11 protein-coding genes are annotated in these 13,290 nt (G+C 44.0%); 9 read left to right on the top strand and 2 right to left on the bottom strand.

Features of this window, described 5'->3' with window-relative positions; genetic code table 11:
* Nucleotides 1-119: 119 nt before the first annotated feature.
* Entirely contained in the window at nt 120-713 is a 594-nt protein-coding gene (gene pdxT / locus ACLD5M_RS01655; protein ID WP_119521702.1) for a pyridoxal 5'-phosphate synthase glutaminase subunit PdxT, read from the bottom strand.
* A 2-nt stretch (nt 714-715) separates the two neighbouring features.
* Nucleotides 716-1,651, bottom strand: a complete 936-nt coding sequence (pdxS, locus tag ACLD5M_RS01650) for a pyridoxal 5'-phosphate synthase lyase subunit PdxS (RefSeq protein WP_004137561.1) — start codon at nt 1,649-1,651, stop codon at nt 716-718.
* 328 nt (nt 1,652-1,979) lie between these two features.
* On the opposite strand from pdxS, the gene ACLD5M_RS01645 reads away from it, so the two are divergent.
* The 9 genes from ACLD5M_RS01645 to ACLD5M_RS01605 all read left to right on the top strand — a co-directional run bounded on the left by ACLD5M_RS01645 (nt 1,980) and on the right by ACLD5M_RS01605 (nt 13,084).
* A complete protein-coding gene (locus tag ACLD5M_RS01645) occupies nt 1,980-3,689 on the top strand; it encodes an ABC transporter substrate-binding protein (RefSeq protein WP_410314435.1) in 1,710 nt (569 codons plus the stop codon).
* 69 nt (nt 3,690-3,758) lie between these two features.
* Nucleotides 3,759-4,712 (top strand): ABC transporter permease, encoded by a 954-nt coding sequence (locus ACLD5M_RS01640; RefSeq protein ID WP_004137557.1) that lies wholly within the window; start codon nt 3,759-3,761, stop codon nt 4,710-4,712.
* A gap of 13 nt (nt 4,713-4,725) precedes the next feature.
* Nucleotides 4,726-5,580 carry an ABC transporter permease gene (locus tag ACLD5M_RS01635; RefSeq protein ID WP_032843384.1) on the top strand — a complete coding sequence of 285 codons (855 nt, stop codon included), beginning with the start codon at nt 4,726-4,728 and terminating at the stop codon, nt 5,578-5,580.
* Nucleotides 5,577-7,241 carry an ABC transporter ATP-binding protein gene (locus tag ACLD5M_RS01630; protein ID WP_410314434.1) on the top strand — a complete coding sequence of 555 codons (1,665 nt, stop codon included), beginning with the start codon at nt 5,577-5,579 and terminating at the stop codon, nt 7,239-7,241. Before ACLD5M_RS01635 ends, ACLD5M_RS01630 begins: the two co-directional genes overlap by 4 nt.
* Nucleotides 7,242-7,357: 116 nt before the next feature.
* Nucleotides 7,358-7,852: an S-ribosylhomocysteine lyase gene (locus tag ACLD5M_RS01625; RefSeq protein WP_410314433.1), complete on the top strand. Its 495-nt coding sequence runs from the start codon at nt 7,358-7,360 to the stop codon at nt 7,850-7,852.
* Nucleotides 7,853-7,905: 53 nt separating this feature from the next.
* Nucleotides 7,906-8,445, top strand: coding sequence for a GNAT family N-acetyltransferase (locus tag ACLD5M_RS01620; protein WP_004135377.1), 540 nt, complete (start codon nt 7,906-7,908; stop codon nt 8,443-8,445).
* An 85-nt stretch (nt 8,446-8,530) separates the two neighbouring features.
* The gene (gene alr, locus ACLD5M_RS01615; RefSeq protein ID WP_410314432.1) at nt 8,531-9,910 is read left to right on the top strand and encodes an alanine racemase; all 1,380 of its coding nucleotides are present in this window, start codon (nt 8,531-8,533) and stop codon (nt 9,908-9,910) included.
* Nucleotides 9,911-9,976: 66 nt separating this feature from the next.
* Nucleotides 9,977-11,260, top strand: coding sequence for a deoxyguanosinetriphosphate triphosphohydrolase (locus ACLD5M_RS01610; RefSeq protein ID WP_410314431.1), 1,284 nt, complete (start codon nt 9,977-9,979; stop codon nt 11,258-11,260).
* A gap of 81 nt (nt 11,261-11,341) precedes the next feature.
* Entirely contained in the window at nt 11,342-13,084 is a 1,743-nt protein-coding gene (locus ACLD5M_RS01605) for a PASTA domain-containing protein (protein ID WP_410314430.1), read from the top strand.
* Nucleotides 13,085-13,290 lie beyond the last annotated feature (206 nt).

The following is a 13,290-nucleotide window of genomic DNA, read 5'->3' as shown; positions in this document are numbered from 1 at the left end:
AGCATATTAAATAAGGCTTGCCTATTTGCCTATAATTTTAAAACCTCTTGGTGAGTGTTAGTCATTCATCAAGAGGTTTTTGTTTAGATAAATAAATACATATTCAACTACAGCTTCAACTACAGATTCAAGAAAAGCTGGTGAATTCGCGTATCGCTGTCAAGCTCCGGGTGGAAGGACGTTCCAATTTGATTCCCTTGGCGCGCTGCTACCACGTGGCCGTCTACAGTTGCAAGAGTTTCGGCGTTAGATCCAACTTCCGCAATATAAGGCGCGCGAATAAACGTCATCGGCACATTGCCTAGCTCACCAAACTCAGCCTCACAATGGAAGCTTCCAAGCTGGCGCCCATAAGCGTTTCGCTTAACTGTTACGTCTAGCGTGCCAAAACCGTTTACTTCGTTACCTTCAACGTTTTTTGCAAGCAAAATCAAGCCTGCGCAAGTGCCAAGAACAGGCATGCCACCAGCAATCCTCTCGCGCAAAGGCTCAAGCATATTTTGCTCGCGAAGAAGCTTAGCTTGCACAGTGCTTTCGCCTCCCGGCAACACTAATCTGTCGAAAGACTGCTCCAAGTCGCGCGCCTGCCTAAGCTCTATTACGCGCGCGCCTAATTTTTCAAGCATTAAGCGATGCTCAAGAAAAGCTCCCTGAACTGCTAAAACTGCTACAGTATGAGCGGAGTTATCAGTATTGATAGGTGAGTTTGACAAAATTACTCGCCTCGCTCAGCCATCAAGAGCTTAATTTCCTGCTCGTTAATGCCAACCATAGCTTCGCCCAAGTTTTCGGAGAGCTTAGCAATCATCTTAGCGTCTTTGTAATTAGTCACAGCCTTAACAATTGCTGCAGCGCGCTTTGCTGGGTCGCCCGACTTAAAGATGCCGGAGCCAACGAACACGCCTTCAGCGCCAAGCTGCATCATCAAAGCAGCGTCTGCAGGGGTAGCAACACCGCCTGCAGCAAAGTTAACAACAGGAAGCTTTCCGTTCTGTGCAACATACTTTACGAGTTCAAATGGCACGCGCAAATTCTTAGCTTCCTCAAAAAGCTCATCCTCGCGCATGCTTGTAAGCTTACGAATAGCAGAATTCATCATGCGCATGTGACGCACAGCCTGAATCACGTCGCCAGTTCCTGGCTCACCCTTAGTGCGAATCATGGAAGCGCCTTCGTTGATTCGGCGCAAAGCTTCACCCAAATCTTTTGCGCCGCAAACAAAAGGCACGGCAAAATCGCGCTTATTAATGTGGTACACGTCGTCAGCTGGGGAAAGCACTTCGCTTTCGTCAATGTAGTCAATTTCAATAGCTTCAAGCACTTGTGCTTCAACAAAGTGGCCAATACGGCATTTTGCCATAACAGGAATAGACACAGCTTCCTGAATGCCGTGAATCATAGCCGGGTCGCTCATTCGAGAAACGCCGCCGGCTGCGCGAATATCAGCAGGAATGCGCTCCAAAGCCATAACTGCGCACGCGCCAGAATCCTGAGCAATCTTTGCCTGCTCTGGGGTGGTGACGTCCATAATCACGCCGCCTTTAAGCATTTGAGCCAGCTGGCGGTTCAATGCTGTACGGTCTTCACCACTTTGGTTTTGCGGATCTGAGGATTCGTTCACAGTTACCGTAGTATTCAAGTTCTCAGTCATCATTCCTCGCTTTGTATTAAATGTGTTTGCGCACGTTTGCAAGTTTACGTTCTGTTGGAATTTAACCACATTCGTAGGATATATGCCTATAAATAGTACAACCTTGTGCGTTCTTAAAATCGTATTTATACAAATTTTTCGTGAGTTTTTTTGGATGATTGCACGGTGAGCCTGCTTTTAGCTTGCGCTACGATTGATACTGCCGGCGACTTGGGGTTGATTTATTTAATTTGCAATCAAGCGTCGAGCGTAAAACAATTAAAAATAAATAACAACTAAATATAAATAACAACTAAATAACTTAGTACCATTTAGAAAGGTTTATGGTATGGGTAACGCAAAACCTGAGGAAGGCGTGCACGAAGAAAACGGCGCGACCGAAACATTCTCTGGTGAATCTTACGCAAGTAATTCTTACGATAATGCTTCTGCAGATAGCGCGTCTAAATCAAGTACAGACGACTCGCTTAATGCAGCTGCAAAATCAAACACTTCATCAAAAAATCGCAAGCTAAGCAAGCCTTGGCTATTTACAATAGTAATTGTTGCGGTTGTTGTAATAAGCGCGATTTTTGCAACGGTAACTGACCCAAGCTTATTCAAGTCGCAAAACGCTGCGTCTACAATGTCGCACAAAACCATCACAATCGGCTTAAAACTAGCTCCTACTAATCTCGATATTAGAAACCAGTCCGGTTCTTCGCTAGATCAGCTTCTTATTGGTAACGTTTACGAGGGTTTGGTTGCGAGAAATGAAAAGAACCAGGTTTCGCCTTCTTTGGCAAAAAGCTGGGAAGTAAGCAAAGACGGCTTACGCTACACTTTCCATTTGCGCAAGGATTCCGTATTTTCTAACGGCCACAAGCTTACGGCAAAAGATGCTGCATGGTCGTTTAATGAGCTTGTTTCTAAGCAGTATCGCGGCTCGAATATGGTTGGAAAAGTTGAGTCTGCAAAAGCGAAGGACGATTACACGTTTGAGATTACGCTTAAAGAGCCAAATGCGAAGCTTTTGTGGGCCTTGTGCTCTCGCGCGGGCTTAGTGTTTGATAAAACAGCTAAATACGATGCTAAAACGCAGGCGGTTGGCTCCGGACCGTACTTAATTGAAAAGTTCGTGCCTTCAGATCGCGTTGTGTTAAAGGCAAATCCGCGATATAAGGGCATTCATCATGCTAAAACCGAAAAAGTTGTTGTTCGCTACTTTGTTGATGACAACGCTGCTGTAGATGCGCTTTCTTCTGGCGCTGTTAAAGCTCTTGCTCCTATTTCCGGTCAGCTTGCTAAGCCGTTTAAGGATGATTCTAAGCGTTATGTTGTTCGAGCTGGAAACGGCACAGACAAGTTCGTGCTTGCTATGAACATGAATGGCGAGCGTACGAAGGATGCTCGTGTGCGAAAGGCTATTCGTTACGCTATTGATCATAAGCAGATTATTGCGTCTCGAGGCGGTACAGATTTGGCGCTTGGTGGCCCAATCCCATCTCTTGACCCAGGTTATGAGGATCTAACTAAGCTTTATCCTCATAATATTGATCGCGCGAAGTCTCTTATGAAAGATGCAGGTTTCGATAAGTCGCATCCTCTTAAACTTTCGCTTACTTACCCGAATATTTACGGCACTCAACTTGGTGACCAATTGCGATCGCAGCTTGAAGCTGTTGGTATTGATTTGCGCGTGAATGTTGTTGAGTTTACTACTTGGCTTCAGGACGTGTACAAGAATAAGCAGTACGATTTGTCGATGGTTGACCACAACGAAAGCCACGATTTTGGCCAGTGGGCGGATCCTACCTACTACTACGGTTACGATAGTAAGCAGGTTCAAGACTTGTATGCGAAGGCAATGCTTTGTGCGAATGAGCATGATTCTGCTAAATTGCTTGCTAAAGCTGCGCGAATTATTAGCAAGGATGCGCCTGCAGATTGGCTGTTTAACTACCGCGTTGTAACTGCGAAGGTGAAGAATCTTGAAGGAATGACTTTTGACATGAATCAAGAAATTTTGCCACTTTACAATTTGCGTTTAACTAAGTAACTAAAAATCTACGCAAAAGTTAAACAAGTAATTAAGTAATTAAAAATTGGTGAAAAAGGGGAGTTATTAATGTTTCGCATGATATGCCAACGTTTGCTGCTTTTTATTGCGGCTCTGTTTTGCATTTCTGCGGCTGTTTTTCTTGCGCTTCGTGTGCTTCCGGGCGACGTTGCGCAAGTTATGGCAGGTCTTAACTCCCCTCACGGCAAAGTTGAGCAGCTGCGGGCTGAGCTTGGCTTAAATAAGCCGCTTTTTACTCAATATGCCGATTGGCTTCTGGGTGTTATGCGTGGAGATTTCGGCGTCTCTGTTCTAACGGGCAGGCCAGTGGTTTCAATGATTTTAGGCCGCGCTACTATAACTTTTCCGCTGATTTTTTTGGGACTTGCTATTGCGCTCGCAATTGGTATTCCGCTTGGCTGTTTTAAGGTAACTCATGAAGGGAAGCTATCTCAAGTGGTTTCTCGATTTACTGCTATTTCTGCAGGATCTGTGCCAGCTCTTTGGGGTGGAATGCTTCTTATTTTGCTATTTGGCAAAGGTGTTGGCGTAGTGGGTCTTCTTCCTACTCAAGGTTTTCCAACTGACGGCTGGAGTGATTTTTCCGAAGCGTTTTTGTCTCTGCTTTTGCCGGCGATTACGGTTGGAATTATTGTTGGCTCTAGTTTTATGCGCTACACTGCAGCAATTCTTGAAAATATTGCTAATAGTGAAATTGCTGCTGAAGCAATGGCTTGCGGAATGACTCGTAAGCAGGTTGTTTGGCGAGTTGGTTTGCGTCTGGCTCTTGCTCAGTTAGTTTCTGTTATTGGCTTGACTTTCGCTCACATGGTTATGGGTGTGATGGTTATTGAAAACCTGTTTTCTTTACCTGGAATGGGTATGGGTTTGGTTCGAGATGTTGGTTTGCGCGATTTAATTGCCGTGCAGGGTGAACTTTTTATGCTTGCGGCTCTTTTTCTGCTAATTGGTTTTGCGGTTGATATTGCTCACAGGCTGCTAGACCCTAGGTTGTCAAGGTGATTTTGTGAAAAAGATGCAATTTACTATTCTAAAACGTATATGGCGTGCTTCATTTGGTAAATTCGTATGCGTAACGCTTTTTCTTTGGCTTGCTATTGCTGCAATCTCACTGTTTTGGACTCCTTATTCTCTTCTAAAAACAAACGGCTACGAAGTGTGGCAGAAGCCGTCTTTGGCACACTTACTTGGTACTGATGGAACTGGCGCCGACATGCTTAGCTGGCTTATGGCAGGTTCTCGAGTGGAGCTTGTTATAGTCGTTTGCACAGTTATGATTTCTGCTTTAATTGGCACGGTTTTGCTTAGCATTATGATTTCGCAGTATAAAATTATTCGTGCAACAAGCGTTATGGCTGTTGACGCTCTTATTTCCGTTCCAACTGTTCTGATTGCTCTTATGCTTGCGGTTCCGTTTGGCGCAAACGTTTTGGTGATTGTGATTGCTTGTGGATTTGGATACGGTTTTAATCTGGCTCGTATTGTGCGTCCAAGCGCAAAGCTTGTTTTGCAATCAGATTACGTAAATTCAGCTATTTCTCAAGGCGCTTCAAGAAGATATGTGCTACTTCGTCATGTGCTCCCTAATATTACGCCTGTAGCGCTTGTGCAGCTTTCTCTTTCTGCAGGTACGGTGATTTTGGCAGAAAGTGGATTAACTTACTTGGGTGTAGGTGTGCCGTCGGGAGTTCCTAGCTGGGGACGCGTGTTGGCAACTTCCGTAACGCTTATTCACGTAAATCCTTTGGCTGTTCTATGGCCGGGATTAATCGTAACAATAGTTGTTGTTGCTCTTAATCTGCTAGGTGACGTGTTGCGCAAAGTATTGGATCCTTGTGCAAAAAGTATGAATAAAGTAGGCGCAAAATGAGCTTAAATATTCAAAATCTTACGTTAAATCTTGGTAAAAAAACTATTCTTAACAACGTTTCGCTGCATGTTGAAGATGGTGAGCGTGTTGGCTTAGTTGGGGCTTCTGGCTCTGGAAAATCTATGCTTCTTCGCGCTGCAACCGGCTTGCTTCCGTCTGAAACTAAAATTTCTGGATCTTGCATGCTTGGGGGAGTTCAAACTGTTGGCGCTAGTGATGAGAATCTTGCTCGCCTTCGAGGAAAATACGTGGGCGTGGTATTTCAGCAGGCTAATCGCGCGCTTAATCCAATGCTAAGCGTGGAGGAACAGATTTCGCTTCCTTTGCGCATTCACTACCAACTTGATGCCGATGACGTTCATAATAGAGTTTGCGTAATGCTTGAAAAGGTTGGTTTGCCGCAGAATATTATTTCTAAACGCACTTTTGAACTTTCTGGCGGACAGCTGCAGCGAGTTGGTATTGCAACAGCTTTAATTACTTCTCCGCGGCTTATTTTGGCTGACGAACCTACTACTGCTCTCGATAGTGTAACTCAAAAAGAAGTTGTTAACATGTTGACTTCGCTTGTTGACAACATGGGCGCTTCTATGCTTTTTGTAACTCACGATTTTTCTGTGCTTTCAAAAGCTGCTAAGCGTTGTTATGTTCTTGATTCTGGGCGATTGGTTGACAGTGCAGAAGTCCAAGATTTGCTTGAAAATCCACGCGTTACTTCAACTAAGCAATTGGTTGATGCCGCTAAAAAGTTGACTTTAAGAGCGCAAAAAATAGATTCTCAAAATGTAAGTTGTGAAAGTGCAACTACAGAAAGTGCAACTACAGAAAGTGTAAGTCGCGAAAGTGCAACTACAGAAAATGTAAGTCGCGAAAATTCTGCTCTTTTAACTGCAAAAAACATTCACGTTACTTTGGGTCGTGCCTTAGCTCGCGCAGAAGTTTTGAAGGGTGTTAATCTAGAACTTTTCAAAGGAGAATCGCTTGCTATTATTGGCGGTTCTGGCTCTGGTAAAACAACTCTTATTCGCGCAATGTTAGGTCTTCAAAAAATTTCAGATGGAATTGTTACTTATGATTCACAAATAGTGAATTCTTCTACAAATCACAAAAAAATTTCCTATTCTAGTGCGCTTCGTAAAGAAACTTCTCTTGTTTTTCAGCATCCATTTGCGGCTTTAGACCCGCGCTGGACTGTTCTAAAAAGCGTTGCCGAGCCGCTTAATATTTGGCGAAAATCGCTTAAATTAGACGATGCAACTATTTGCAACAGAGTTGAAGAAATGTTGCAAATAGTAGGATTAAATCCTAAAGATTTTTTGGAACGTTATCCTCATGAGCTTTCTGGCGGTCAGGCTCAGTGTGTTGCTATTGCGCGCGCACTGATTAATAATCCTCGAGTTTTGGTTGCAGACGAGCCAATGAGTGCAATTGACGTTGCTGAGCGCACTCGTATTCTCGACGCTTTTGCGGCAATTCGAAAAGAGCGCCCAACAATGTCGTGTGTTTTCGTAAGCCACGATTTAGGTATGATTCAGAATTTAGCAACACGCGTAATTGTTCTTAACGATGGGGAAATTGTGGAATCTGGAAGAGTAAGCGATGTTCTAAATAGTCCACAAAATGACTACACTCGTGCTCTTGTAAACGCAGCAATCATGTAAATAAATCTTTCAACTAATAAATCTTTCAACTAATTAGGCAACTACCGTCTACTATAGAAGTACTTAGTACGTAAAGAGTACGTTGTTTATTGTGTAGTTAAGCGAAGGGAATACTTATGAATAAGCAGGATGCGTCTAGGCCTAGACCAGAAAGTTTTGAACTAGATCATACTAAAGTAAAAGCACCTTATGTGCGCTATATCAATACGCAAAAAGGTCCTAATGGGGATGTTATTTCCAACTATGATATTCGTTTAACGCAGCCTAATGATGAAGCAATTCCTACTTCAGCTTTGCACACAATTGAGCATATGATTGCAGTGTTACTTCGCGAGCGTATTGATGGCTATATTGATTGCTCGCCTTTTGGTTGCAGAACTGGTTTTCATCTGCTAACTTGGGGCGAACACAGCACAGAAGATGTGGCGCGCGCTTTAAAGGAATCTCTTGAGTTTATTGCGTTTAAGGCGACTTGGGATGATGTTCCTGCAACAACTATTGAATCTTGCGGTAACTATAGAGACCACAGTTTATTTGGTGCTAGTCAATGGTGTAAAGATATTCTAGCGAAGGGAATTAGTTCGGATCCTTTTGAGCGCAAACTTGTGTAAGTAATAATTAGCTAATTTTGCGTAGTTTTATTTGCTTTCTTTTAGAGGTTGGCATGGAAGATATAACATTGAGAAAAGCAACGCTTGGTGACTTGCGAAATATTGAGCATATTTATGAAAATGCTCGCAAATTTATGCGTGTTACAGGCAATCCTCATCAGTGGGGGAATAGTTTTCCACTTGTTTCAAGTGTTATTGAAGATATTCGTTTAAAACGTTTCTATTTGATTGTTGACGAGGATCCAGAATCATGTAACGAGCGTATTCTAGCGCAATTCGCATTATGCGAAGGTGTTGATGAAGTGTATGCCAGTATTGACGGTGCGTGGCTTGATGATATTTCCCCCTATGTAACAATTCACCGCTTAGCATCTTCGGGAATAAAACCAAAAATGGCAACAGCGTGCTTGCATTGGGTGCAGCAAAACTATAATAATGTACGCATTGACACGCATCCAGATAACGTAATTATGCAAAAAGTAATTACGCGTGCAGGGTTTAGTCGTTGTGGATTGGTCGTTATTCCAGATCGTGTACACAGTGCAGTACGTATTGCATATCAATGGATGCAAACACTTAATCATGTCATATGAAATGCGCGTGTGTTCTTAAAAGCTTATGGAGAGTATACAAAAGAGCATGTAGCATTAAAAGCATACTAAATCAGTTAGGTGAGTTATGAGTACAGATTTAAGTAATGCGGCAAGTAATAGTGCACGTAATGCGGCAATGTTAGAAGCAAACTATGCTCGCGCTTTAAGTACATACCCGGGTCAGGTAATCGTCGATTTGAAGGCGCTTCGAGACAATATGCGCACTTTGGTTGCGCGAGTTGCTCAAAATTTGCAGCCTGGTCAAAATGCGCCGGAAGTTATGGGGGTAGTGAAAGCAGACGGTTACGGACATGGCTTAATTCCTAGTGCTCTTGCTTCTTTAGCTGGTGGAGCTACTTGGCTTGGCACAGCTCAACCATACGAAGCGTTACGTTTGCGTGCAGCTGGTATTGATTCAAGCCGCTGCCATATTCTTACTTGGCTTACAAGCGCTCCAACTACCAGGTTTGCAGATCTGATTACAGCAGATATTGATATTTCAGTAGGCTCTGTTGACTCTCTTGATGCTGTAGCTTTTGCTGCACGAAAGTTAGGTAAGCCTGCGCGCGTGCACGTAAAAGTCGATACAGGTTTTGGCAGAAATGGTTTTACTCCAGCCGGTTTTAGTGACGCTCTTAAAAGATTGCAGCAATACTCTAGCGAAGGCGCGATTGAGGTTATTGGCCAATGGAGTCACTTAGCTGTGGCAGATTCTCCAGACGTTCCAGAATTTGTAGACGCAACAGACCGCCAAATTCAACAATTCCACGAGTTTACGAAACGCATGAAAGAAGCTGGTTTAGCGCCTAAAATCCGTCATTTAGCAAATACTGCTGCAACGCTTAACCGCCCAGAAATTCGTTTTGAGCTTGTTCGCCCAGGAATCGGTTTGTACGGCTACGAGCCGGATCCTGCAATGGGAACTTCTCAAACTTACGGATTGCAGCCGGCTATGACTCTTCAAGCCCAGCTTGGCACTGTAAAAACTGTAGAAGAAGGACATGGAATTTCCTACGGACGCACGTATTTAACTCCAAATAATACGAGTACTGCTATTGTTCCTCTTGGATACGCTGACGGCATTTTGCGTTCTGCTTCTGGATTCGATATGCAAGGTGCGCGTCATGTTAATAAGCCAGGCGGTCCGGTTAGAGTAGAAACAAATAATGGTGCTCGAATTGTGAACGTTTCAGGGCGAGTTTGCATGGATCAGTTCATAGTTGATTTAAAAGGCGATGCTGCAGAATTGGGAGTGCGAGAAGGTGATACTGTAACGCTTTTTGGTCCTGGAAGAGGCTTGGAATTTGCTGAGCCTACTGCAGACGATTGGGCAAAAGCTGCAGGAACAATCAGCTACGAAATTATGACTGGAATCGGCGCTCGCGTGCCGCGGCTTTACCGCAACGCTTACGAAGTGCTATCTTCTAGCGATATTTCAAAACTGGACGCAAAAAGTCTTATATAACTTGTTACTGCTTGTTTTAAGACAGTTAATAAAAATAGTCTTAATTGCAAATAAAAGAGGTGCTAGATGTGCGACGAAGTAATTGCATCAGATAATGAAGTCGTTGGTGAATACGATTTGCATGACACTGAGCGCTGGGCGAGTGAGCCTCATCACACTCGCGCTAGAACGCCTTTTGAAAGAGATCGCGCGCGAATCATACACTCGTCTGCTCTTCGTAGATTGGGCGCAAAAAGCCAGGTTTTAGTTGCAGGATCGGATGATTTTGCCAGAACTCGCTTAACGCATACTCTTGAAGTTGCGCAAATTGGTAGACAGATTGCAGCAATGCTTGGCTGTGATCCGGATGTTGTTGATTGCGCTTGCTTGTCTCACGACTTGGGTCACCCGCCTTTTGGCCACAACGGTGAGCGTGCGCTCGCAGAGTTGGCGAAAAATATTGGTGGTTTTGAAGGAAACGCGCAAACTCTTCGCTTACTTACACGCTTAGAGACGAAAGTTTTGCGGCAAAACGGCAGGAGTGCAGGAGTAAATCTTACGCGCGCAGCATTAGATGCTGCAGTGAAGTATCCGTGGGGATTAGAAGAAGCTAAGGCGCACGACAAAGGTGAGCGCGATCTTAAATTCTGCGTGTATCCGGATGATCGTGATGTGTTTGAATGGCTGAAAATTGGAGCGCCGCACGAAACCAAGCCGATGGAATGTCAAATAATGGATCTTTCGGACGATATTGCTTACAGTGTGCACGATATTGAGGATGCGATTGTAACCGGCGCTTTTAATCCTGCTTTAGTTGCGGATACAAAAGTTGTAGATAAAGTTGTTGAAGAAACCCATGCCTGGTATGGAAATCGTTGGGATGTAGATAAACTTTTGGCGGCTTTGCAGCGTTTAAGGAAGCGCGCAATGTTCCCGGATTCTTTCGACGGTTCACGTCGAGCGTTAGCGCAGTTGAAAAATATTACTAGCGCTCTTATTGGCCGTTTCGCAAGTTCTGTTGAGCACGCTACGCGTGAGCGTTATGGCAACGGTCCTCTTGTTCGTTACCGCGCAAACCTTGTAATTCCGGAAGATACTTCCTACGAGATTGTAATACTTAAAAGCTTGGCAGTGCACTTTATAATCGCTCCTCGCGAGCGTGAAGTTTATAAGCGCGAACAGAAGATTTTGACGGATTTGGTGGAAGTCTTTATGAGCAAGTCGCCGCGCTCGCACGATGCTATGGAAGCCGTGTTTGTGGGAGATTGGAACGAGTGCACGAATGATGATGAGCGTCTTCGTGTTGCAATCGACCAGGTGGCAAGCTTAACAGACGGGTCCGCCGCAACTCTTCACGCGGCCTTGTGCTAGTGCTTTTGCTAAGTGCTTTGTTCTGGGTGAGCTGTGAGTGTAGATTTGTTGTAAAGACTAAATTGTGCGAAGAAGGTTGCGATGTTTTGCATAAATTGCGGAAATAAGATTGACGCTGACGATAAGTTCTGCAGTTTTTGTGGAGCTGTTGTTGAAAGCGATGTAGCCGATTCATACAGCTCATTAAACTCGTCCAACTTATCAAGCTCGTCGCAATCTCATAATTCCTTCAAATTTGACCCTCTTCATAATCGCAAGCAACTCATAATTATGATTACGAGCATTATTCTTGCAATCGCGCTTGTAATTACAGGCACTGTTTTATATTGCGTAAAAAATCCTAATTCAATCGCAAACTTAACCAGTGCAAAAACCTACGCTAAAATTCCTAAAGCAAAAGCTGGAGACAATGCGGATAATGTTGCGAAAACCCTGGAAAATAACGGTTTCCGCACGAAAATTATAGACGAATTTGGCGGCGAAAAGAAGGGCAACTTCCTTCGATACGAAAACGTTAAGCCGGGCTCTAAAGTGTCAACTAAAATAGTTGTGAAAATTCTAAGATCTAAAGGCCCGGGCGTTCCTGCGAAAGGCGTTGTTGGCGCAAGTTTAGACAATGCCAAGAAAATTGTGAAGTCAATGGGCGTTCCAGTAAAACTGCATCACGTTCCTTCTACCGATGCTGCAGACGGTAAGATTGTTGCTTCCAGCCCAATGCCTGGAAACGCTGTTGGCAAAGACGGTGTAATAAATATTGCTGTTGGCGAAAAGTGCGATGGCGTGCCGGTTGACGTGTTTGGCTTAGATAAAGACAAAGCCAAGGACATGCTATCTTCTAAGCCTTTCAGCGTGGATCTTCGCCCGAAGTTCTCGTCTGCAAAGTATTTCGGCAAAATCGTTGGCGCTTATCCAGCTTTGGGCACTAAAGGCAGTCCTAAAGCCGTAACGCTTTACTACGGTGTTGACGCGTCCAAAACAAAAGATGTGGTGACTGAGCAGATGGATTACGGCGATCAAACAATATATCTTGTAAATCACTCTGGCTCTTTTATAGGCAAGTGGTGCACGAAGAGCGGCGATTGCATAAATCTTCTTCCTCGTCTTATGGGTGGAGTTTCCGAATTAGATACGGAAGAGAAGGACATTAAGGAACTTATACCGGCAGATATTGCAGATAAAAACGGCAGAATACCTGATAAAGATAAAAGAGACAACATAAATCTTAGGGGCGTACTCACATTGACGTCAGCAGGCCAGGACCCTGCAGATAGGGCTGTGTTTGATAAAAACGTTCCTAATACAAAATACATGAGAAATCATCTTATTTCTGGAGACACAGGCGCAATTGAATTGTACGCTGGCGGAGGAATTGTACAATGTGGAAGCGATGATATTCTTCTTGCTTCATATGGATCCGCATGCGTAAATGGAAAATATGTTGATTTTATTGGAGACTCTGAAAAGCTTGATGAAATTACTCATGATCCAGGTAAAGATGTTGGTCTCTACTACACAATGCAAGATTTTATGGTGGTTGTGCCTGTTGGTGCGAAATTCGATAAGCTTATAAACAGTGGCTATTTTGTTGGAAAGCCTACAGACAAGCCGGATTTAAAGCGTCCGTTTATTTTGCGCAGGAATCCTAAGCTATACAAAGAAACACGCAAGAATTTGCCGGCTGGAGGAGGCAATTGGGTTAATCCGTTTATTCCTTCTGAAAAAGGACGAGCAGTTCCGTTTTCGCCTGCCCCGGATGATTCGAACGCGTACTATCTTGTGGAAGAACCTTTCGACTGGAGTGCAATTCCTGGCGAATCACTGTGATTTGGCCGCGTCTAACCACATTTGCCGTATATTTTCCCGGCGTTTGTTTCCGTTCTGGCTTTATTTGGCCACATTTTCCGTGTTTTTTCCACGGCGTTTGTTTCCGTTCTGGCGTTATGTGGAAACATTTGCCGTGATTTTTCCCGGCGTTTGTTTCCGTTCTGGCTTTATTTGGCCACATTTGCCGTGTATTTTCCCGGCGTTTG

The organism is Gardnerella sp. Marseille-Q9185 (assembly GCF_046508745.1).
Lineage (GTDB): Bacteria > Actinomycetota > Actinomycetes > Actinomycetales > Bifidobacteriaceae > Bifidobacterium > Bifidobacterium greenwoodii.
The sequence above is the reverse complement of the archived record's forward strand: the minus strand, read 5'-3'. Positions and strand labels throughout refer to the sequence as shown.

What these genes read in the sequence shown, in the direction of transcription:
- pdxS (WP_004137561.1), bottom strand. Translation starts at nt 1,651, where the DNA reads ATGACTGAGAACTTGAATACTACGGTAACTGTGAACGAATCCTCAGAT.
- ACLD5M_RS01645 (WP_410314435.1), top strand. Translation starts at nt 1,980, where the DNA reads ATGGGTAACGCAAAACCTGAGGAAGGCGTGCACGAAGAAAACGGCGCG.
- ACLD5M_RS01640 (WP_004137557.1), top strand. Translation starts at nt 3,759, where the DNA reads ATGTTTCGCATGATATGCCAACGTTTGCTGCTTTTTATTGCGGCTCTG.
- ACLD5M_RS01635 (WP_032843384.1), top strand. Translation starts at nt 4,726, where the DNA reads ATGCAATTTACTATTCTAAAACGTATATGGCGTGCTTCATTTGGTAAA.
- ACLD5M_RS01630 (WP_410314434.1), top strand. Translation starts at nt 5,577, where the DNA reads ATGAGCTTAAATATTCAAAATCTTACGTTAAATCTTGGTAAAAAAACT.
- ACLD5M_RS01625 (WP_410314433.1), top strand. Translation starts at nt 7,358, where the DNA reads ATGAATAAGCAGGATGCGTCTAGGCCTAGACCAGAAAGTTTTGAACTA.
- ACLD5M_RS01620 (WP_004135377.1), top strand. Translation starts at nt 7,906, where the DNA reads ATGGAAGATATAACATTGAGAAAAGCAACGCTTGGTGACTTGCGAAAT.
- alr (WP_410314432.1), top strand. Translation starts at nt 8,531, where the DNA reads ATGAGTACAGATTTAAGTAATGCGGCAAGTAATAGTGCACGTAATGCG.
- ACLD5M_RS01610 (WP_410314431.1), top strand. Translation starts at nt 9,977, where the DNA reads ATGTGCGACGAAGTAATTGCATCAGATAATGAAGTCGTTGGTGAATAC.
- ACLD5M_RS01605 (WP_410314430.1), top strand. Translation starts at nt 11,342, where the DNA reads ATGTTTTGCATAAATTGCGGAAATAAGATTGACGCTGACGATAAGTTC.